Annotated in this window: 17 protein-coding genes; 4 read left to right on the top strand and 13 right to left on the bottom strand. The window is 71.1% G+C overall.

Annotation, left to right across the window (positions count from 1 at the left end; translation table 11 throughout):
- Positions 1-295 precede the first annotated feature (295 nt).
- The 11 genes from araA to ABD841_RS15340 all read right to left on the bottom strand — a co-directional run bounded on the left by araA (position 296) and on the right by ABD841_RS15340 (position 12,500).
- Positions 296-1,792, bottom strand: a complete 1,497-nt coding sequence (gene araA / locus ABD841_RS15390) for an L-arabinose isomerase (protein ID WP_344971894.1) — start codon at positions 1,790-1,792, stop codon at positions 296-298.
- Complete coding sequence (locus ABD841_RS15385; RefSeq protein ID WP_344971892.1) at positions 1,789-2,457, bottom strand: L-ribulose-5-phosphate 4-epimerase; 669 nt, start codon at positions 2,455-2,457, stop codon at positions 1,789-1,791. Before ABD841_RS15385 ends, araA begins: the two co-directional genes overlap by 4 nt.
- Positions 2,454-2,588, bottom strand: a complete 135-nt coding sequence (locus ABD841_RS15380) for a hypothetical protein (protein WP_344971891.1) — start codon at positions 2,586-2,588, stop codon at positions 2,454-2,456. The genes ABD841_RS15385 and ABD841_RS15380 overlap by 4 nt, the downstream gene beginning before the upstream one ends.
- Positions 2,585-4,252 (bottom strand): ribulokinase, encoded by a 1,668-nt coding sequence (gene araB / locus ABD841_RS15375; protein WP_344971890.1) that lies wholly within the window; start codon positions 4,250-4,252, stop codon positions 2,585-2,587. The genes ABD841_RS15380 and araB overlap by 4 nt, the downstream gene beginning before the upstream one ends.
- A 60-nt stretch (positions 4,253-4,312) precedes the next feature.
- Complete coding sequence (gene yjfF / locus ABD841_RS15370) at positions 4,313-5,296, bottom strand: galactofuranose ABC transporter, permease protein YjfF (protein WP_344971888.1); 984 nt, start codon at positions 5,294-5,296, stop codon at positions 4,313-4,315.
- Positions 5,293-6,402 (bottom strand): ABC transporter permease, encoded by a 1,110-nt coding sequence (locus ABD841_RS15365; protein ID WP_344971886.1) that lies wholly within the window; start codon positions 6,400-6,402, stop codon positions 5,293-5,295. Before ABD841_RS15365 ends, yjfF begins: the two co-directional genes overlap by 4 nt.
- Positions 6,399-7,916, bottom strand: a complete 1,518-nt coding sequence (locus ABD841_RS15360; RefSeq protein WP_344971884.1) for a sugar ABC transporter ATP-binding protein — start codon at positions 7,914-7,916, stop codon at positions 6,399-6,401. Before ABD841_RS15360 ends, ABD841_RS15365 begins: the two co-directional genes overlap by 4 nt.
- 68 nt (positions 7,917-7,984) lie before the next feature.
- Positions 7,985-8,962: an ABC transporter substrate-binding protein gene (locus ABD841_RS15355; protein ID WP_344971882.1), complete on the bottom strand. Its 978-nt coding sequence runs from the start codon at positions 8,960-8,962 to the stop codon at positions 7,985-7,987.
- Between the two features lie 77 nt (positions 8,963-9,039).
- Complete coding sequence (locus ABD841_RS15350; protein ID WP_344971899.1) at positions 9,040-10,029, bottom strand: LacI family DNA-binding transcriptional regulator; 990 nt, start codon at positions 10,027-10,029, stop codon at positions 9,040-9,042.
- Positions 10,030-10,290: 261 nt separating this feature from the next.
- Entirely contained in the window at positions 10,291-11,274 is a 984-nt protein-coding gene (locus ABD841_RS15345; protein ID WP_344971880.1) for a DUF6183 family protein, read from the bottom strand.
- A gap of 284 nt (positions 11,275-11,558) precedes the next feature.
- Entirely contained in the window at positions 11,559-12,500 is a 942-nt protein-coding gene (locus ABD841_RS15340; protein ID WP_344971878.1) for a DUF6183 family protein, read from the bottom strand.
- Positions 12,501-13,271: 771 nt separating this feature from the next.
- Here ABD841_RS15340 and chvE point away from each other — a divergent pair.
- From chvE to ABD841_RS15320, 4 genes are all read left to right on the top strand, one after another.
- Positions 13,272-14,408, top strand: coding sequence for a multiple monosaccharide ABC transporter substrate-binding protein (gene chvE, locus ABD841_RS15335; protein WP_344971876.1), 1,137 nt, complete (start codon positions 13,272-13,274; stop codon positions 14,406-14,408).
- A 97-nt stretch (positions 14,409-14,505) separates the two neighbouring features.
- The gene (gene mmsA, locus ABD841_RS15330; RefSeq protein ID WP_344971874.1) at positions 14,506-16,035 is read left to right on the top strand and encodes a multiple monosaccharide ABC transporter ATP-binding protein; all 1,530 of its coding nucleotides are present in this window, start codon (positions 14,506-14,508) and stop codon (positions 16,033-16,035) included.
- 8 nt (positions 16,036-16,043) lie between these two features.
- Positions 16,044-17,300: a multiple monosaccharide ABC transporter permease gene (gene mmsB / locus ABD841_RS15325; RefSeq protein WP_344971872.1), complete on the top strand. Its 1,257-nt coding sequence runs from the start codon at positions 16,044-16,046 to the stop codon at positions 17,298-17,300.
- A gap of 166 nt (positions 17,301-17,466) precedes the next feature.
- A complete protein-coding gene (locus ABD841_RS15320) occupies positions 17,467-18,519 on the top strand; it encodes a TerC family protein (RefSeq protein WP_344971870.1) in 1,053 nt (350 codons plus the stop codon).
- Here the strand turns inward: ABD841_RS15320 and ABD841_RS15315 are convergent.
- The gene (locus tag ABD841_RS15315; RefSeq protein WP_344971869.1) at positions 18,491-19,204 is read right to left on the bottom strand and encodes a maleylpyruvate isomerase family mycothiol-dependent enzyme; all 714 of its coding nucleotides are present in this window, start codon (positions 19,202-19,204) and stop codon (positions 18,491-18,493) included. The two genes, ABD841_RS15320 and ABD841_RS15315, sit on opposite strands and share 29 nt — an antisense overlap.
- A gap of 199 nt (positions 19,205-19,403) precedes the next feature.
- On the bottom strand, positions 19,404-21,041 hold the full coding sequence (locus ABD841_RS15310) for a serine/threonine-protein kinase (RefSeq protein WP_344971867.1): 1,638 nt from the start codon (positions 21,039-21,041) through the stop codon (positions 19,404-19,406).
- Positions 21,042-21,126: the final 85 nt, after the last annotated feature.

The raw sequence follows: 21,126 nt of genomic DNA, 5'->3' as shown, positions 1-21,126 counted from the left end.
CCGTCCCGGCCCGGTCCCGGACCAACCGCCCGAGCGGGGTGAACGACAGGATCCCATCCGCCTGCGCACCGTCCAGCAGGGACAGCACCCGCTCCGCCCGGCTCTCCCGATCCCCCTCAAGGCCGATCACGTCGAGCAGGTAGCCGGCCTCGTGCGCCGCCGCCGAAGCGCCCCGGAGGATCGGCGCCGGGACGAAATTCGTCAGGTCGGGAAGGACGACGACGGAGGGGCCTGCGGCCGGGGCACCGGCCCGGAGCGGACCGGTGCCCCGAGACGGCCCGGGGGTTCGGGCGGGTCAGAAACCCTGGGCCAGGCGGTAGTACGCCTGGTTCCAGCGGATCTCCTTGGCGAACTGGCGGGGCGTGGTGTCGGCGTCGATGACCAGCAGCTCGACGCCGAGCATGTCGGCGAAGTCGGTGAGCTCCTCGACGGTGACGGCGGCCGACAACACGGTGTGGTGGGGGCCTCCGGCGGTCAGCCAGGACTCCGCCGAGGTGCGCAGGTCCGGCCGGGGCCGCCACACCGCGCGGGCCACCGGCAGGTTGGGCAGCGGCTCGACGGGGTCGACGACGTCGATCTCGTTGGCCACCAGCCGGAAGCGCTCCCCCATGTCGGTCAGGCCGACCACCACGGCGGGTCCGGGCTCGGCGTCGAAGACCAGCCGGACCGGGTCCTCCCGGCCGCCGATGCCCAGTGGGTGGATCTCGCACGACGGCGTCCCGGAGGCGATGGTGGGGCAGACCTCCAGCATGTGCGCGCCCAGGATGAGCTCCTGGCCGGGGGTCAGGTGGTAGGTGTAGTCCTCCATGAACGAGGTGCCGCCGTCCAGCCCGGCGGACATGACCTTCAGCGTGCGCACCAGCACCGAGGTCTTCCAGTCGCCCTCGCCGCCGAAGCCGTAGCCGTCGGCCATCAGCCGCTGCACGGCCAGGCCCGGCAGCTGGCGCAGCCCGCCCAGGTCCTCGAAGTTGGTGGTGAACGCCCCGAAGCCCCCGGCGGTCAGGAAGTGGCGCAGGCCCAGCTCGATGCGGGCGGCGTAGCGCAGCGAGTCGTGGCGCTCGGCGCCGACGCGCAGCTCGGGGGCGACCTTGTAGGTGTCCTCGTACTCGGCGACCAGGGCGTCGACCTCGGTGTCGGCCGCGGCCTCGACCGCGGCGACCAGGTCGTTGACGCCGTAGGTGTTGACCGAGACCCCGAAGCGGAGCTGCGCCTCGACCTTGTCGCCCTCGGTGACGGCGACGTCGCGCATGTTGTCACCGAAGCGGGCCAGCTTCAGCGACCCCACCTCGGCGCGCCCGGCCGCGGCCCGCGCCCAGGCGTTGATCCGCGCCGCGACCACCGGGTCGCTGACGTGCCCGGCCACCGTCTTGCGGGGCACGCCGAGCCTCGACTGGATGTAGCCGAACTCCCGGTCGCCGTGGGCGGCCTGGTTCAGGTTCATGAAGTCCATGTCGATCGAGGCCCACGGCAGCTCCACGTTGGCCTGGGTGTGCAGGTGCAGCAGCGGCGTGCGCAGCGCGTCCAGGCCGGCGATCCACATCTTCGCCGGGGAGAAGGTGTGCATCCAGGCGATCACCCCGACGCAGGAGTCGTCGGTGTTCGCCTCCAGGCAGACGCGGCGGATGGCGGCGGCGTCGGTGAGCACCGGCTTCCACACCAGCCGGAACGCCAGGGCCCCGCCCAGCTCCTCGGCGATCCGCCGGGACTGCTCGGCGACCTGGGCGAGGGTCTCCTCGCCGTACAGGCCCTGGCTCCCGGTCAGGAACCAGATCTCACGCTCGTGGGGGATCAACGCGGACTCCTTTGCCCGTAGACGTTCTGGTAGCGGTCGTACAAGCTGTCGATGTCGGCCTGGGCGATCGGCAGCGGCTCGCCGAGCTGGCGGGCCACGTGCACGGTGCGCGCGACGTCCTCGCACATCACCGCGGCCTTGACCGCGGCGCGGGCGTCGCGGCCGATGGAGAACACGCCGTGGTTGCGCATCAGCACCGCCGGGGAGCGGTGGTTCTCCAGGGTGGCGACGACGCCCTTGCCGATGTCGTCACCGCCGATCAGCGCGAAGGGCCCGACCGGGATCTCGCCGCCGAACTCGTCGGCCATCGCGGTCAGCACGCACGGGATCGCCTCCCCGCGCGCCGCCCAGGCCGAGGCGTACGTCGAGTGGGTGTGCACCACCCCGCCCACGTGCGGCATCGCCCGGTAGACGTACGCGTGCGCGGCGGTGTCGCTGGACGGCGAGAGCTCGCCCTCGACCAGCTCGCCGTCCAGGTCGCACACGACGATCGACTCGGGGGTCAGCTCGTCGTACGACACGCCGGAGGGCTTGATGACGAACAGGTCCTCGCCGGGCACCCGGCCGGAGACGTTGCCCGCGGTCCAGGCCACCAGGTTGTACCGCACCAGTTCCTCGTGGAGCCGGCACACCGTCTCCCGCAGCTTCCTGACGACGGTGCTCATCCGGCCGCCTCCGCCGTCCGCGAGGCCGGGTACGGCGTCCGCGCGGTCCGGGAGCCGCGCGGGCCGCCGTACGCCGCGCCCCCGGTCACCCGCTCTCCCGGTCCGGTCATGTACGGCTCGCGCTCGGTCACGCGTCCTCCTCACTCGTTGACATGCTTGCCTCGTTGCGCAGGGCGCGCAGGCCGTGGAGCATCGCTCCGTCGGCGAAGTGGTCGTGCAGGCGGCGGTACTCCGCGTACAGCCGGTCGTAGACGTCCGCGCGCCCGGGGTCGGGCAGGTACGCCGCCTCGGCGCGCTTGCCCATCGCGGCCGCGGCCGCCGTGACGTCGGGGTACGCCCCCGCGGCCACCGCGGCGTGGATCGCCGAGCCCAGGGCGCAGCCCTGCTCGGAGCCGATCACCGAGATCGGCCGGCGCAGCACGTCCGCGTAGACCTGCATCAGGAAGCGGTTCCTGATCAGCCCGCCCGCGGCGACGAACTCCTCGACCGGCACCCCGGACGCCTCGAAGGTCTCCACGATCGTGCGGGCGCCGAACGCGGTGGCCTCGATCAGCGCCCGGTAGGTGTCCTCGGGCCGGGTCGCCAGCGTCTGGCCGACGACGACCCCGGACAGGTCGTGGTCGACCAGCACCGAGCGGTTGCCGCCCAGCCAGTCCAGGGCGACCAGCCCGTGCTGCCCGACCCGCTGGGCGGCGGCCAGCTCGGTCAGGTACTCGTGCACGGTCAGGCCGCGCCGCCCGGCCTCGCGCTCGTACGAGCCCGGCACCGCGTTCTCGACGAACCAGGCGAAGATGTCCCCGACCGCCGACTGGCCGGCTTCGTAGCCCCACAGGCCCGGCACGATCCCGTCCCGGACGACCCCGCACATGCCCGGCACCTCGGCCAGGCTGTCGGAGGGCATGACGTGGCAGGTCGAGGTGCCCATGATGGCCACCATCTGACCGGGCCGCACCGCGTCGGCCGCCGCGGCCGTGACGTGGGCGTCCACGTTGCCCACCGAGATCGCGATCCCCTCGGGCAGTTTGGTCCACCCGGCGGCCTCGGCGGTCAGCCGACCGGCGAGGCCGCCGAGGGGAGCCAGTTCCCGGCCGAGCTTGGCGGGAAAACCGGCGAACGCGGGATTCAGCTCGGCCAGGAAGTCATCGGAGGGGTAGCGGCCGTCCTGGTGGATGGCCTTGTACCCGGCGGTGCACACGTTGCGGGTCTCCACCCCGGTCAGCTGCCAGACGATCCAGTCGGCGGCCTCGATCCACCGCTCGGCGCGGTCGTAGATCTCCGGGTCCTCCTCCAGGAGCTGCAGGGCCTTGGCGAACGCCCACTCGGAGGAGATCTTGCCGCCGTAGCGGGGCAGCCAGGCCTCCGCGCGGCGGGCGGCCACCGCGTTGATCCGGTCGGCGTGCGGCTGGGCCGCGTGGTGCTTCCACAGCTTCGGCCACGCGTGCGGGCGGTCGGGGAAGATCTCGCACAGGGGGACGCCCTCGGCGGTGGCCGGCAGGATGGTGCACGCGGTGAAGTCCGTGCCCAGGCCGATCACCTGCTCCGGGGAGATGCCGGCCGCGGCCACAGCCTTCGGCACCGCGGTGCGCAGCACCTCGCGCCAGTCCCCGGGCGACTGCAGCGCCCAGTCGGGGGCCAGACGCGCCCCCGTGGGCAGCCGGTCCTCGATCACGCGGTGGGCGTACTCGTGCACGGCGGTGCCCACCTCCGCGCCGTCGGAGACCCGCACCACCAGGGCGCGGCCCGACAGCGTGCCGAAGTCGACACCGACCACGTAACGATCACTGTTAGCGTTCACATATCACTCCAGGGGATCGGGACTCCGCCACGGACGGGACGCCCGTGGCGGAGCACGGGGTCAGGTACGGCGTGCCGCGCTGAGGCGCTGGAGCACGATGAAGGCGAAGAGCAGCAGACCGATGAAGATCTTGGTCCACCACGAGCTGAGGGTGCCCTCGAAACTGATGATCGTCTGGATCAGCCCGAGGACGAGCACGCCGAGCACGGTGCCGAGCAGGTAGCCCGATCCTCCGGTCAGCAGCGTGCCTCCGATGACGACCGCGGCGATCGCGTCGAGCTCCATGCCGACCGCGTGCAGGCCGTACCCGGAGAGCATGTAGAAGGAGAGCAGCACGCCGCCGAGCGCCGAGCAGAGACCGCTGATCGTGTAGACCGCGATCTTCGTCCGGGCCACGGGAAGGCCCATGAGGAGCGCCGACTGCTCGCTGCCGCCGATCGCGTAGACGTTGCGGCCCAGGCGGGTGTAGTGCAGCGCGTAGGCCGCGACCAGCACCACCACGGCGGCGATGACCACGCTGGGCGAGATCCACATGTCACCGGCCAGGTCGATCCTGGTCTGGGCGAACGCCGTGAAGGTCCCGTCGGTGATCGGAATGGAGTCGGTGCCGATCGTGTAGCACAGGCCGCGGGCCAGGAACATGCCGGCCAGCGTCACGATGAACGGCTGGATCTCGAAGTAGTGGATGATCGCGCCCATCGCGCAGCCGAGCGCCGCGCCGACGGCCAGCACCAGCGCGATCACCGGCAGCGGCGGCCATCCCCCGTCGGTGACCAGGCTCGCCGAGATCATCGTGGACAGCGCGACGACCGAGCCGACCGACAGGTCGATGCCGCCGGTGAGGATCACGAACGTCATGCCGACGGCGACGACGAGCAGGAAGGCGTTGTCGATGAAGACGTTGAGGACGATCTGACCGGTGGCGAAGCCCTCGTAGCGGATGCCGCCGGCGACGAACATCGCGACGAACAGGGCCCCGGTCACCAGGACGGGAACGTATTTCCGCGGGATCGAGCGGCCTCCGGTCAGCGGGATGGTGGTCATCGGTGCACCCTCCTCGGTGCGGCGCCGGCGGACGTCGCGCCGGGACCTTCGCCTTCTCCCCGGTCTCCCGGGTCCGTCTTCTCCCCGGCCGGCGCGGGGACCGGCGCCGGGCGCCTGCGGCGGCGGAACGCCTTCTCCCGGAAGGCCGGAGACTGCAGCAGGCAGACGACGGTCACCACGAGCGCCTTGAACAGCAGCGTGGTCTCCGGCGGCACGCCGATGGAGTAGATCGTGGTGGTCAGCGTCTGGATGATGAGCGCGCCCAGCACCGTGCCGCCGAGCGAGAACCGGCCGCCGGAGAGTGAGGTGCCGCCGATCACGACCGCGAGGATGGCGTCGAGCTCGATCCACAGGCCCGCGTTGTTGCCGTCGGCGCTGGAGACGTTCGAGCTGATCATCAGCCCGGCGATGCCGGCGCAGAGCGCGGCGAACATGTAGACCATGATGATCACGCTGCGCGAGCGGATGCCCGCCAGGCGGCTGGCCTCGGCGTTGCCGCCGACCGACTCGATGAGCAGCCCGAGGGCGAGGCGCCGGGTGAGGAACGCGGTCAGCGCCAGCACGACCAGCACGACGATGATGCCGAACGGCAGCGTCAGCCAGTAGCCGCCGCCGATGAGCTTGTACGGGGCGCTGTTGACGGTGATGATCTGCCCGTCCGTGATGAGCTGGGCCAGGCCGCGCCCGGCGACCATGAGGATCAGCGTCGCGATGATCGGCTGGATGCCCGCGCCGGCGACGAGGAAGCCGTTCCAGACCCCCAGGACCAGGGAGAGCGCGAGCGCCAGGCCGACCGCGACGAGGACGCCGCCCACGCCGTTCTGGTCGTCGAGCCCGCTGATCCACAGGCAGGACAGCGCCCCGGAGATGGCCACCACCGAGCCCACCGACAGGTCGATGCCGCCGGTCGCGATGACGAGCGTCATGCCGACGGCGACCAGGATCAGCGGGGCGCCGAACCGGAAGATGTCGATCACGCTGCCGTACAGGTGGCCGTCCCGCATCTGGATCGAGAGGAAGCCGTCGGTGAACAGCACGTTGAGCAGCAGCAGGAGGACGAGGACGAGGGCCGGCCAGAACAGCCGGTGCTTGACGACGGCGTTCATGAACGGGCTCCGCTCGCGATCGTCCCCATGAGGACGTCGGTGGTCAGGTCGTCGTCGTTGGGCAGCTCGGCCACCAGCCGCCGGTCGCGGAGGACGGCGACCTTGTGGCTGAGCCGGAGCACCTCCTCCAGTTCGGCGGAGATGAACAGCACCGACATGCCCTCGTCGGACAGTTCGGCGACCAGGCGCTGGATCTCCGCCTTCGCGCCGACGTCGATGCCCCGGGTGGGCTCGTCGAGGATGAGCAGGCGCGGCTCGACGATGAGCCAGCGGGCCAGCAGCACCTTCTGCTGGTTGCCGCCGCTGAGGTTCTTCACGAGCTGGTCGGGGTTGGGCGGGCTGATCTTCAGCGCGCGGATGTACTTCTCGACCAGCTCGTCCTGGCGGCGGCGCGGGACGGGCCGGGTCCAGCCGCGCGCGGCCTGCAGGGCGAGGATGATGTTCTCCCGCACGGTGAGGTCGGGGATCAGGCCCTCGGCGCGCCTGTTCTCCGAGCAGAAGGCGATCCCGCGGCCCGTCGCGGCGCGTGGGGTGCGCAGCGAGACCGGCTTGCCGTCGATCACCACCTGGCCCGTCCCCGCGTGGTCGGCCCCGAAGAGCAGGCGGGCGATCTCGGTGCGGCCGGAGCCGAGCAGCCCGGCCAGGCCGACCACCTCGGCCTCGCGGATGGCGAGGGTGAACGGCTCGATGGCCCCGGTCCGGCCGAGCTCCCGCGCCTCGACGACGGGCCTGGCGGCCTCGCTGAGCTCCTTGGGCTTGCCGTCGAGCCGCTCCAGGTCGGCGAGCTCCTTGCCGATCATCTTGCCGACCAGCTCGACCTGGCTCAGCTCGCTGGTGAGGTACTCCCCCACCAGCCTGCCGTTGCGCAGGATCGTCATCCGGTCGGAGATCTCGTAGATCTGGTCGAGGAAGTGCGAGACGAACAGGATCGCGATGCCCTGCTCCTTGAGCCGCCGCATCACCCGGAACAGCTGGGCGACCTCCCCGGCGTCCAGGCTGGAGGTCGGCTCGTCGAGGATCAGCACCCTGGCGTCGATGTCCACGGCGCGCGCGATCGCGACCATCTGCTGGACGGCCAGCGAGTACGACGAGAGCGGCGCCGCGACGTCGATGTCCAGTTCCAGCCGGCCCAGCAGCTCGGCGGCCCTGCGGCGCGTCTCCTTCCACCGGATGCGGCCCAGGCGGCGCGGCTCGCGGCCGATGAAGATGTTCTCCGCGACCGAGAGGTTGGCGCAGAGGTTGACCTCCTGGTAGACGGTGCTGATCCCGGCCCGCTGCGCCGCCAGGGGGCTGGCGAAGGAGACCCGCGCGCCGGCCAGCTCGACCTCGCCGGCGTCGATGTCGTACACGCCGGTGAGCACCTTGATGAGCGTCGACTTTCCGGCGCCGTTCTCGCCCATCAGCGCGTGCACCTCGCCCGGCATGAGCCGGAAGTCCACGTCGGTCAGCGCCTTGACGCCCGGGAACTGTTTGCAGATCCCGCTCATCCGCAGGATCGGATCGGGTGCGGCCATGCGGCGTCCCTTTCCTCGACGGGGGGACGGGCCGCTCCGCGCCCGGCGGGAAGCGGCCCGTCTCAAGGTCAGTACTGGCGGCTGGACAGGACTTCCTTGGCCTGCTCCTGGGTGAAGGTGGTCTCCTCGGTCACCACCCGGGCCGGCACCTGCTCGCCCTTGACGACCTTCTTGGCCAGGTCCATCAGCTGCGGGCCGAGCAGCGGGCTGCACTCGACGATGTAGTTGATCTTGCCGTCGGCCAGGGCCTGCATGCCGTCCTTGACCGCGTCGATGGTGATGATCTTGATGTCCTTGCCCGGGACCTTGCCCGCGCCCTCGATCGCCTCGATCGCGCCCAGCCCCATGTCGTCGTTGTGCGCGTACAGCACGTCGATGTCGGGGTTGGACTTCAGGAACGCCTCCATGACCTCCTTGCCCTTGGCCCGGGTGAAGTCACCGGTCTGCGAGGCGATCACCTTGAACTTCGGATCGGCGCCGATCACCTCGGCGAAGCCCGCCTTGCGGTCGTTGGCCGGGGCCGAGCCGGTCGTGCCCTGCAGTTCGACGATGTTGACCGGGTCGGTGGTGTCCTTGTACTCCTCCACCAGCCACTTGCCGGCCTTGCGGCCCTCCTCGACGAAGTCCGAGCCCAGGAAGGTCTTGTACAGGGTGGTGTCGGCCGAGTCGACCGCCCGGTCGGTGAGGATGACCGGGATGTTGGCGTTCTTCGCCTCCTTCAGCACCGTGTCCCAGCCCGACTCCACCACCGGCGAGAACGCGATGACGTCGACCTTCTGCTGGATGTAGGAGCGGATCGCCTTGATCTGGTTCTCCTGCTTCTGCTGGGCGTCGGAGAACTTCAGCTCGACGCCCGCGCTCTTGGCCGACTCCTGGACCGACTTGGTGTTGGCCGTCCGCCATCCGCTCTCCGCGCCCACCTGGGCGAAGCCCATGGTGATCTTCCCGTCGTCGGCGGACCCGCCGCCCGATCCGCCGCTGCCGCAGCCGGCCATGGTCAGCACGGTGGCGCCCACGACGAGCAGCGCCGACATCCTCTTGAACACGGTGGGGGGTTCCTCTCTCTGTTATCGCTAACATGATGAGCGGGGTGCGGCGCCCTCGCCCCAGGGCCCGCGAGGATCTAGGGGCAGGCCGGGGCGGTGCTCGCCCTGACCACGAACCGCGGCGGGACGACGTGCCGCTCGTGCGACCACTCCGGCCCCGCCTCCAGCTGCCGCAGCAGCACCTCGATGCTGCACCTCCCGACGGCCCCGAAGTCCTGCCGGACGGTGGTGAGCGGGGGCGTGAAGAACTCCGACTCGGGGATGTCGTCGAACCCCACGATGCTGATCTGCTCGGGCACCCGCACGCCGCGCTCGGCGAAGGCCCGCAGCGCCCCGAGCGCCATCTGGTCGTTGCCGACGAACACCGCGGTGACCTCCGGCATCGCCGCCAGGCGCAGCCCCGCCCGGTAACCGGAGCGCGGGCTCCAGTCACCGGGCAGCGGATCGGGGGCCGGGCGGCCCGCGGCGGCCAGCGCGGCACGCCAGCCCTGGACCCGCCCCTCGGACTCCAGCCAGTCGGACGGCCCGCTGATGTGCCACACCGTCTCGTGGCCGAGGTCGAGCAGGTGCCGGGTGGCCAGGCGGGCGCCCTCGACCTGCTCGACGCTGACCACCGACACGTCTCCGGTGTGGCCGGCCCCGACGGCGACGACGGGGACGCCGGTGGGCATGTCGGTCAGCGCACGGGCCGCCGAGCGCTGCGGCGCCACCACGACGACGCCGTCGACGCCCTGCTCGGCCAGGTAGTCGAGCGCGTCTCGCACGCCGGCCCGGTCGATGGTCCTGAGGCTGACCATGCTGACGAAGTAGCCCGCCGCCCGGGCGGCCTGCTCGATGCCGTAGACCGTGCTGGCCGGACCGTACAGGGTGGTGTCGAAGCTGACCACGCCGAGGGTGCGCGTGTGCTTCGTGACGAGGGCGCGGGCGACCATGTTGCGCCGGTAGCCCAGCTGCTCGATGGCCTGCAACACCCGGGCGCGGGTCTCGGCGCGGACGTTGGGGTGGCCGTTGAGCACGCGCGAGACCGTCTGGTGGGACACGCCGGCCCGCACGGCCACATCGGCCATCACCGGCTGGCGGCGTTCGTGGCTCGGGCTCACGGGCGGCTCCTCAAGGTGTCTTGGGACAAGACTGTGAGCGTTAACAACCACTCCCGTCAAGCGCCCCCCGAATTACGGTCTGGTTACGCGAAGATCGTCGTTAACACCCTCTTGACGCGGGCGCCATCGCCGGTTTAACTGGTGGGCGCCGCGTTGTTAGCGTTCACATTCCCTGCGGGAAAAGAGCATCGCGCGGTGGCCCGTGACCACCCATCCGGCCCCGGAAGGTCAGTCGGTGTCGTGAGCGATCAGCAGGCCCAGCCGGTCCCCGCGCGGGCTGAGCGCGCCGACGGCGAGCTCCCGGTCCACCCAGTAGGGCTCCCGCCGCGTGACCCGGAACGCCAGCCAGTGCCAGCGGGCGGCCAGCTCGTTGACCCGGTGCACGGACGTGTCCCCGGGAGCCCCGACCAGACCCGCCACCGAGCGCCAGACCGCCAACCTGCCGTAGCCGCCGCGCAGCCCCTCCACGTAGGTGGCGGGCCGGTAGGCCGCGGTGAGCAGGTCGGCCACCACCCATGTCAGGTCGGTCCGCACGCCGTTGAGCACGACCCCCTCCCGCAGCCGCTCCGGCAGGAACCGGTTGACCGCCATCGGGGCGAGGAGGTCCGCCGGGGCGACGCGCGAGGGAAGCCGCATCAGCGTCGCGAGGGTGGGCCCCCAGTGCTCGACCGCGGCACCGATCAGCTCCGGGTCGCCGCCGTCGACGATGCCCTTCGGGCGGGCGGCGGCGGCATTCTCCCGGGCGGGGCCGCCGTCCGGACGGGTGGAGAGGGCGGAGACATCGGGCAGTTCCGGAGGCTCGGGCACGTAGAGGGTCCAGCAGCCGTCCCACCGGCGGGACTCGTAGCAGGGCACCCGCAGCTCGCGTTCACCCCTGCTCCGCTTCAGCGGCAGCCCGGCCAGGGGGTGGCCCAGCTCCCGGAGCCTCTCGGCGCACCGCACCGCGGCGGGCGCCCGGGTGAGCCGCATCCCACGGATCACCAGCTCCTGGAGCACGCAGGCCAGCAGCTCGGCCCAGACGTCCGCCCGGACGGGGAGGAGCTCGAACAGCGGGAGCAGCCGGCGGCCCGGCCGCTCCTGGGCCAGTACCGCGGCCAGGTCGCGGACGAGCAGCCGGTCGCGGTACTCGCGATGGACCACCTCGGCCAGCGCCTCCGGGTCGCCGGGGACGGCGGAGAGCGCGGGCTCGTACGGGGAGAGGTCGGACCTCACGCGGTGTCCCCCTCCCGCCGCGCGCGGATGCCGGCCACCGGTGGACGGCCGGGCGCGCGGAGCGCCGTCGCGATGCTGATCACAGCAGGAACCGTACAGCCCGCCCGCCCGGCGGGAAGCACGCGGACCGGGATCGGGCCGTGACCGCGCCATCGGGCCGCGGCCGGCGGGGAGGGCACGAACCGGGCGATCCACCATCGCGGCCGCGAACCGCGCACGCCACTCCCGGAAAGACCGGCGGGTGCCCGGAGACACCCCGGCGGCCGGACCGGCTGGCCCGCAGATCAGTCGGTGTCCTCGTTGATCAGCAGGCCCAGCCGGTCCCCACGCGGGCTGAGCGCGCCGACGGCGAGCAGGTCCCCCCGCCAGCCGGGCGCGTCGTACACGAGCTCCCCGTCCCGGTAACGGAGCTCATGCCGCATGATCACTTCGAACATCAGCCAGTGCCAGCGGGCGGCGAGTTCGTTGATCCGGTGCACGGGCGCGTCCGCGGGGGCCCCGATGAGGCCCGCGACCGACCGCCAGACCGCCGGCCTGCCGTAGCCACCGCGCAGCCCTTCCTTGTGGGTGGCGCGCTGGTAGGCGGCGTCGAACAGTTTGCTCACCACCACCGCCAGGTCGGTCCGCACACCGTTGAGCACGACGCTCGCCCGCAGGCCCTCCGGCAGGAACCGGTTGATCCCCAGCGGCACGAGATCCTCGGGCCCCAGTCGCTCCGGAAGCTTCAGGAGGATCCCCGTCCCCAGGCCCCAGTGCGCGACGGCGGCGTTGATCAGCTTCCGGTCCCCGCCCTCGACGACGCCCTCCGGGCGGTCGGGTATCGCGGGAATCTCACGAAGCTCCGGGGGCTTCGGCAGGTATACGTACACGCTCAGCCCGCGTTCGCCCCTGACCCGCTTCAGCGGGAGCCGGGCCAGGGGGTGACCCAGCTCGCGGAGCGCCTCGGCGCACCGCACCGCGGCGGGCACCCGGGTGAGCCGGACCCCGCGGACCACCAGCTCCTGGAGCAGGCAGGCCACCAGCTCGGCCCACGCGCCGTCCTTGACGGGGGTGTGCTCGAAGAGCGGGAGCAGGTGGTGGACCGGCTGCTCCTCGGCCATCACCGCGGCCAGGTAGCGGACGGACGGGGTGAAGGCGTAGTTGACCCGGAGCCACGTGGCCAGCGACGCGGGATCGCCGGGGTAGGGAGAGGCGGCCGGACGGTGCGCTCCGGTCCCGGACCTCACAGGGAGCCCCGTGCCCGCCGCCGGCCCGCGCCCGCGCCGGAGGCCGCCCACGAGCGGCCGGAGCCTCGCGCGGTCGTCGCGACATCGATCATGGCACAGACCGTACAACTCGCGGACGCGGCGGAGACGCGCCGGCCGCGCAAAGGCCGCGACCACGTCGTGGGACGAGCCGCCGGTGGACGCGGCACGGGACGCGCGCCCGGTGGACGCGGCGCGAGACGGGCGCCCGGGCGCGGATCGCTCGGGTCGCTCGGGTCGCTCCCGGACGGACCTCCGAGCCGCCGGGGCACGACAACGGCTGAGAGCGGCTCACATACGACGGTTCCTTTTCCGGAATGTCACCGCCGAATTGTTAACGCTCACACCAACCCTGTCAAGACACCTCCGGACACGATTCGGAAACGGGTAAAGATCGCGTTTTATATGGCTCTACCAGCAGTTATGCTCCAGGGGTTGACAGCGGGCCGACTCCGTCATTGGATAACTCGTCACACAGCCCGTCAGGCCATCGAAAGGTTTGTTACGGCTGATGTGAGCGCTCACACGGAGGGCGGGCCACCCGCGGCCCCGCCCTTCCGCCGTCGTGGGCGCGACTCGATCGAGGCGTCCCCCCGCGGCGTCCCGACCACGACCGCCACGACGACGGCTCCGTCCCTTGCGAGCCGGACATACCACCCCGAGCACCGGCTGCTCCCGGGACGTCCCGCGTCCCGCCCTCTTGCCGGCCCCGCCCAGGGCCGGAACCCCGGGTCTCCACACTGGAGGTATTCGATGAAGTTCGCGAAGCTGGCCACCTTCTCGGTGGGCCTGGCTCTCGCCATGGCAGTCTCCGCCTGTGGCTCCAGCGTCAAGACCGTCGACCAGGAGGCTTCCGGGCCGGCGGCCGCGGCACCGGCCGGCACGCTGGTCGGCGTCACGATGCCCACCAAGTCGTCCGAGCGCTGGATCCACGACGGCGACAACGTCAAGAGCGCCCTGGAGAAGCTCGGCTACCAGGTCGACCTGCAGTACGCGGAGAACGACATCCCCACGCAGGTCAACCAGATCGAGAACCAGATCACCAAGGGCGCCAAGCTCCTGATCGTCGCCTCGATCGACGGCACCGCGATCACCACGCAGCTCCAGCAGGCGGCCGACAAGAAGATCCCGGTGATCGCCTACGACCGGCTCATCCGCAACTCGCCGAACGTCGACTACTACGCCACCTTCGACAACTACAAGGTGGGCGTGCAGCAGGCGACCTCGCTGCTGGTCGGCCTCGGCCTGAAGAAGCAGGACGGCTCCGACGGCGACGCCAAGGGCCCGTTCAACATCGAGATCTTCGCCGGCTCCCCGGACGACAACAACGCGACCTTCTTCTACAACGGCGCGATGGACACCCTGAAGCCGTACATCGACAAGGGCACCCTGGTCGTCAAGAGCGGCGAGAGCGACTTCAAGACGGTCGCCATCCTGCGCTGGGACCCGGCCACCGCGCAGAAGCGCATGGAGGACCTGATCACCAAGACCTACTCCGGCGGGACCAAGGTCCACGGCGTCCTGTCGCCGTACGACGGCCTGTCGATCGGCATCCTGTCGGCCCTGAAGAGCAGCGGGTACGGCACCGCCGACCAGCCCTACCCGGTCGTGACGGGCCAGGACGCCGAGGCCGCCTCGGTGAAGTCAATCATCGCGGGCGAGCAGTACGCCACGATCTACAAGGACACCCGTGAGCTGGCGGCCGTCACCGTCAAGATGGCCGACGCCGTGCTGAAGGGCGGCACGCCCGAGGTGAACAACACCAAGGACTACGACAACGGCACCAAGGTCGTCCCGTCCAACCTGCTGGAGCCCGTGATCGTCTACAAGGACAACTACAAGAAGGTCCTCATCGACTCCGGCTACTACACCGAAGACCAGCTCAAGTAGGAGCACCGGGGCCACATCGGACGGGCACCGACCGGCGGTAACCCCCCGCCGCCGGTCGGTGCTCTCGGAACGAGACGGCGGCGCGGAGGCCAACGGCATGACCGACCACATTCTTCAGATGCGCGGGATCACCAAGACCTTCCCGGGCGTCATGGCGTTGCAGAACGTCAACCTGGCGGTGCGGCGCGGCGAGATACACGCGATCTGCGGGGAGAACGGCGCAGGCAAGTCGACACTGATGAAAGTCCTGTCCGGGGTGTACCCGCACGGCACGTACGAGGGGGAGATCCGCTTCGACGGCGAGCCGTGCCGGTTCTCCGACATCAGGGACAGCGAGAAGCGCGGCATCGTGATCATCCACCAGGAACTGGCGCTCAGCCCGTACCTGTCGATCGCGGAGAACATCTTCCTCGGCAACGAGCGGACGAGCCGCGGCCTGATCGACTGGAACCGGACCAACGCCGAGGCCGCGGAGCTGCTCGACCGCGTCGGGCTGCGGGAGAACCCGGTGACGCCCGTGATGGAGCTCGGGGTGGGCAAGCAGCAGCTCGTCGAGATCGCCAAGGCGCTGTCGAAGCGGGTCCGGCTGCTCATCCTGGACGAGCCGACCGCGGCGCTCAACGACGACGACTCGGCGCACCTGCTCGACCTGCTCCGCGGGCTGCGTGACGAGGGGATCACCTCGGTGATCATCTCCCACAAGCTGAACGAGATCGAGGCCATCGCCGACTCGACGACGATCCTGCGCGACGGGCGGACGATCGAGACCCTGGACATGCGGAACGACCGGGTCACCGAGGACCGGATCATCGCGGGCATGGTCGGCCGGGACCTCGGGCACCGGTTCCCGCCGCACGAGCCGAAGATCGGCGAGGAACTGCTGCGGATCGAGGACTGGACCGTGCACAGCCCGACCCAGCACGGCCGGGTCGTCGTCTCCGGCGCCGGCCTGACGCTGCGCCGCGGCGAGATCGTCGGCCTGGCCGGGCTCGTGGGCGCCGGCCGCACCGAACTGGCGATGAGCGTGTTCGGCCGCAGCTACGGCGTCGACATCACCGGCCGCGTCTACAAGAACGGGCGGGAGATCCGGCTCCGCTCGGTCCGCGAGGCGATCCGGCACGGGATCGCGTACGCCACCGAGGACCGCAAGCGGTACGGGCTCAACCTCATCGAGGATGTGAAGCGCAACGTCTCGGCCGCCGCGCTGGGCAAGCTGGCCAGGCGGGGCTGGGTCGACGACAACGAGGAGTACCGGGTCGCCGACGGCTTCCGGGAGAGCATGAACATCAAGGCTCCCAGCGTCCTGTCGGTCACCGGCAAGCTCAGCGGCGGCAACCAGCAGAAGGTGGTGCTGTCGAAATGGATCTTCACCGACGCCGAGGTGCTGATCCTCGACGAGCCCACCCGGGGCATCGACGTGGGCGCCAAGTACGAGATCTACACGATCATCAACCGGCTCGCCGACCAGGGCAAGGCGATCCTGGTCATCTCCTCGGAGCTGCCGGAGCTGCTCGGCATCTGCGACCGCATCTACGCCATGTCGGCCGGGCGCATCACCGGCGAGGTCCCCCGCTCGGAGGCCACCCCGGAGCGGCTCATGCAGTTCATGACCAAGGAAAAGGAGTGATGGCGGCGATGAGCAGCGGCCAGGTCCCGACACGTGAGATATCGCCCGCGAGCGACAGCCCCCCGCTGCCGCCCGCGAAGACGCCGAGCACCCGTTTCTCCGTCAACCTGCGGCAGAGCGGCATCTACATCGCGTTCGGGCTGATCATCGTCCTGTTCTCCATCCTGACGGACGGTGAGCTGCTCAGCCCGCAGAACATCTCCAACATCATGGTGCAGAACTCCTACATCCTGATCCTGGCGATCGGGATGATCCTGGTCATCATCGCGGGTCACATCGACCTGTCGGTGGGATCGGTGGTGGCGCTCACCGGCGCGATCGCGGCGGTGCTGATGGTCGAGATGGACGTGGCCTGGCCGCTGGCCCTGCTCATCACGCTGGTCGCCGGCGCGCTGATCGGGGCCTGGCAGGGGTACTGGATCGCCTACTTCGGCATCCCGGCGTTCATCGTGACCCTGGCCGGCATGCTGGTCTTCCGCGCCCTGACGCTGACCGTGCTCGGCAACCAGGGCATCGGCCCCTTCCCCGACGAGGTGCGGACCCTCTCCAACGGCTTCCTGCCCACCTACCTCGGCAACATCGGCCTCGGCCCGCTCGGCGGCGCCGACCTGTTCACGCTGCTGGTCGGGCTGGCCACGGTGGCCGGGATCGTCGGCACGCAGTGGCGGGCCCGCCAGGCACGCCTGGGCTACCGGCAGAAGGTCGACGCGCTGCCGCTGTTCCTGCTCAAGATGGCCGGTGCGTCCGCGGTGGTGATGGTGGTCATCGTGCAGCTCGCCCGGTTCAAGAACCTGCCCTGGGTGCTGGTGCTTCTGGCGATCCTCGTGCTGGGCTACACGCTCCTGACCAACCGCGCCGTGTTCGGCCGCCACATCTACGCCATCGGCGGCAACCTGCACGCCGCGACCCTGTCCGGCATCAAGGTCAAGTCCGTGGTGTTCTGGATCTTCGTGAACATGGGGGTGCTCTCCGCGCTCGCCGGGATCATCTTCGCCGGACGCCTGAACCAGGCGGGACCCACCGCGGGCAACGGCTTCGAACTGGACGCCATCGCGGCCGCGTTCATCGGCGGCGCCGCCGTCCAGGGCGGCGTCGGCAAGGTCGTCGGCGCCATCACCGGCGGCCTCATCATGGCCGTGATCAACAACGGCATGTCGCTGATCGGCGCGCCGAGCGAGCGGGTGATGCTCTTCAAGGGCCTGGTACTGCTGGCCGCCGTGGCCCTCGACATCTGGACCAAGCGCCGCGCCGGAGCCGCCCGCTGAGCCCTTCCCGGCACCTCACGGAGCCATGCCCGGCACCGTCCCTCCCGGCCTGGTCCGCTCCCCGCCCCCACCCCCCGGCGCCTCACCGGGCTTCCCCGGCCCGCCGGGGGTGTGGGGGCCCTCTCCCCGGGTAAAGCGGGGAGTCCGGGTGCCGAGGGGGACGTGTATGACGATCGATTCGATAGGCGCGTGGCTCGTGGTCGGCGGCGTGGTGATCGCGCTGCTGGCCCTCGACTTCGTCGTGGCGGCGCGCCGCCCGCACGCCGTGGGCATGCGCGAGGCCACCGCCTGGACGGTCTTCTACATCGGCGTGGCCCTGGCCTTCGGGCTGGTCCTGTGGTGGGTCGCCGGGGCCGGGCTCGCGACCGAGTACTTCGCCGGGTGGATGGTCGAGAAGAGCCTGTCGGTCGACAACCTCTTCGTCTTCGTCATCATCATGGCGCGGTTCTCGGTGCCCCCGGAGCACCAGCAGAAGGTGCTGCTGTTCGGCATCGCCACCGCCCTGGTGATGCGTGCCGTGCTCATCGCGGTGGGCGCGGCGGCCATCTCCATGTTCTCCTTCACGTTCCTGGTGTTCGGCCTGCTGCTGATCTGGACGGCGGTGCAGCTCGTCCGGCATCGCAACGAGGACCCCGACGTCGAGAACAACCCGCTGATCCGCCGCGCGGGGCGGCTCTTCCCGGTGAGCGACGACACGCACGGCGGGCGGCTGCTGGTCAAGGAGGACGGCAGGCGGGTGGTCACCCCGCTGTTCGTGGTCTTCCTGGCCATCGGCAGCACCGACCTGCTCTTCGCCCTCGACTCCATCCCCGCGGTCTTCGGCGTCACGCGACACCCGCTCGTGGTCTTCGCCGCCAACGCCTTCGCGCTGCTGGGACTGCGGGCGCTCTACTTCCTGATCGAGGGCCTGCTGGAACGTCTGGTCTACCTGTCGATCGGCCTCGCGGTCATCCTCGGATTCATCGGCGTGAAGCTCATCCTCGCCTTCCTGCACCAGGACGTCTCGAAGGCCTTCCCCGAGGTGCCGACCCCGGTCTCACTCGGAGTGATCTTCGCAGTGCTGCTGGTCACCGTCGTCGCCAGCCTGCACAGGGTGCGCCGTCACCCCGAGGAACGCGCCCACGCCGGCACTCTGCACCGGGGCCGCCGCAGGCGGCAGGGTCAGGGCGGACAGCCCGTCACCCGGCCGGTCAGGCCAGGCAGCGCAGGGCGGCCCTGAGCTTGCGGTCGAGGGGGTAGTCCTGCGGCAGCCGGGCCACCGTCGCCTCGACGAACGCGGGCTCGGACAGCTGGGTGCTCGTACCGAACGCGTACACCCAGACCCCGTCGGCGGTCAGCGCGATCTCGACCTGCGACCCCTGCTCCCGGAGCGCGAACGCCCCCACCCGGGCCCGCCACCAGGCACGCTCGTCGATCTCGTCCTCCCCGACCGGGGCACCCACGTCGTCGGCGTGGGTGGCGTACTCGGAGGCGTAGTGGAAAGTCTGCAGACCCACCGGGTACGGCCCGACGGAGGTCTGCAGCGGCGCGTCGCGGCCGAGGGCCCGCATGCGCCCGCGCGTCTCCCCGTTCTCCCTCCGCCACTCCTCCAGGACCTCCTCGACGGGGAGATCCCGGCGGCGTCGCACGCACCACTCGTTGAAGGCGTTGAAACCGTCGATGCCCTCTTGCTTGAGCATCGCGGAGAACCTTCCCACGTCGCCGTCCAGGCAGGCGTGGTTGTAGAGCTCCTCCCCCGCGAGGTGCGCGAGGACGTCGCGGACCGACCACCCCGAGGCCCGCGAGGGGCGGTTCCACCCCTCGGCGTCGAGGCCCGCGAAGTACCGTTCCAGCCGGGCCGCCTCGACGTCGAAGATATCGAAGGGATCGAGGCCTGCCAGCAGATCCTTCGGTTCTGCACTCATGTATGCAGCCCTACCCCGGTGGACCGCGGTCCCCACATCCACGCCCGGGAGCGGCGGCCCTCACCTCCGGGCAGGCCCGCCCGGGTTCCCCGGGAACGGCACGGACCCCGGCGTCACCGGCCGTCCCCGGTCGTCCTCGGCCTCTCCGCAGCCTTCGGGCCGCCCATGGCGGTCCCCGGCGCCGTCGGCCTCGCTCCGCTCAGTCGTCCTCGTCCTCGTCGTCGTCCTCGTCGCCGAAGCCACGACCGTCCCATCGGCTGCCCTGGTCATCCGGTTGGAGGGCGAAGCCGAATTCGCGGAGGAACGCGATGAGCGGCCCCTGGGCGGCCAGCTTGCCCTTGCGCAGCGCATCAGTGAGATCCCGGCCGATCCTGCGGAATTCCTCGCGGGCCTTCTCGTTCTCCCCCTCCTGGATGTGCCAGACCATGTTCACGATCTTCTCGCGGACCTCGCTCGCCACCCTGGGGTCGATGCCGCCCTGGCGCTCCTGATCGGTGACGGCCTGGCTGAAGGCCAGCAGGCGGGCCCGCCACCCCGTCGCCTCCGGTGTGGGAACCGGCGGGGGTGAGACCCGGGTGGGCGTCGCGGACGGGGTCGGAGACGGGGTGGGCGAAGGGGTGGGTGAGGGGGTGGGTGAGGAGGTGGGTGACGGTGACGGCGGGGCGGACGCCGTCGCGGACGGAAGCCCCGCGGTGGCCGTTCCGTCCGCGTCCGACCCGGTCGAGGCCCACAGGATCGCCACCGCCAGCACGGCGACCGCACCCAGCGCGATCCGGGCGTGCCGTCCCCGCAGGATTCCGGCCGCGGGGCCCGCCGTACGCGCCCGGGCCGCCTCACCGTACGCGGACGCGGGCGAAGACACGGTCACGGACGCGGGCGGGAGCGCGGACGCAGACGCGGGCGGGGGCACGGACGCGGATGGAAGCGGGGGCGCGGACGCGGTCGTGGTCCCGGGATCGGGCAGGGCGGTACCGCGGACGGGCGGTGTCGTCGCCCGGCGGGCGACGTCGGCCAGGACCTGGCGGACCACCTCCGCGCTGGCGGGGCGTGCCGCGGGCTCCTTCTCCAGCAGGGCCAGCACCAGCCTCTCCAGCTCCGCCGGAATGCCCTGGCGGTACCGGCTGGGCGGGTCGGGACGCTCGCTGACGTGCCGGGAGATCACCTCCCCGGCCGGGCCGACGAACGGGGGACGCCCGCACAGCAGCTCGTAGCACACGCAGCCGAGCGCGTACAGGTCGGAGGCCGCGTCGCCCGGCTTGCCGAGAATCTGCTCGGGCGACAGGTAGGCGGCCGTACCGATGACGCTGCCCGCGGAGGTCAGCCGCATCGCGGCCGCGCTCGCGACCCGGGCCGTGCCGAAGTCGACCACCTTGAGCGCGCCGTTCGCGGCGCGGTGCAGGTTCGCCGGTTTGACGTCGCGGTGCACGACCCCGGCCCGGTGCGCGGCGTCCAGTCCGAGCGCGGCCTGCCCGGCCAGGCGGCACACCTCCACGACGCCCATCGGCCCCGTCTCGGCCAGCTCGGCGGCGAGATCACGGCCGGTCAGCAGCTCCATCACCAGGAACGGCCGGCCCTCGTGCTCGCCCACGTCGAAGACCGTCACCACATTGGGGTGGACGACCCGCGCCGCGGTCCGCGCCTCCAGGGCGAAACGCTCGCGCATCGAGACGTCGGTCACCTCCGGCAACAGGATCTTGACCGCCACCGGCCAGTCCCGTTGCAGGTCGTGACCGCGCCACACCTCGCCGGTCCCGCCCCGGCCGATCAACCCGTCCAGCCGGTACCGGCCGGCGAGCACGGCCGACGCCCCTTCCCAACCAACCACGATTCCTGCCATCGCTCCCGTATCCGGCAATTCGGCCCCCACCTTACGGGGGCACGCCGGGGCCGTATGCCGGGAACGCGACAGCACGCGGGAACCG

The sequence above is a fragment of the Streptosporangium fragile genome, assembly GCF_039534445.1.
GTDB lineage: Bacteria > Actinomycetota > Actinomycetes > Streptosporangiales > Streptosporangiaceae > Streptosporangium > Streptosporangium fragile.
This window is presented reverse-complemented; position numbering and strand designations above follow the sequence as displayed.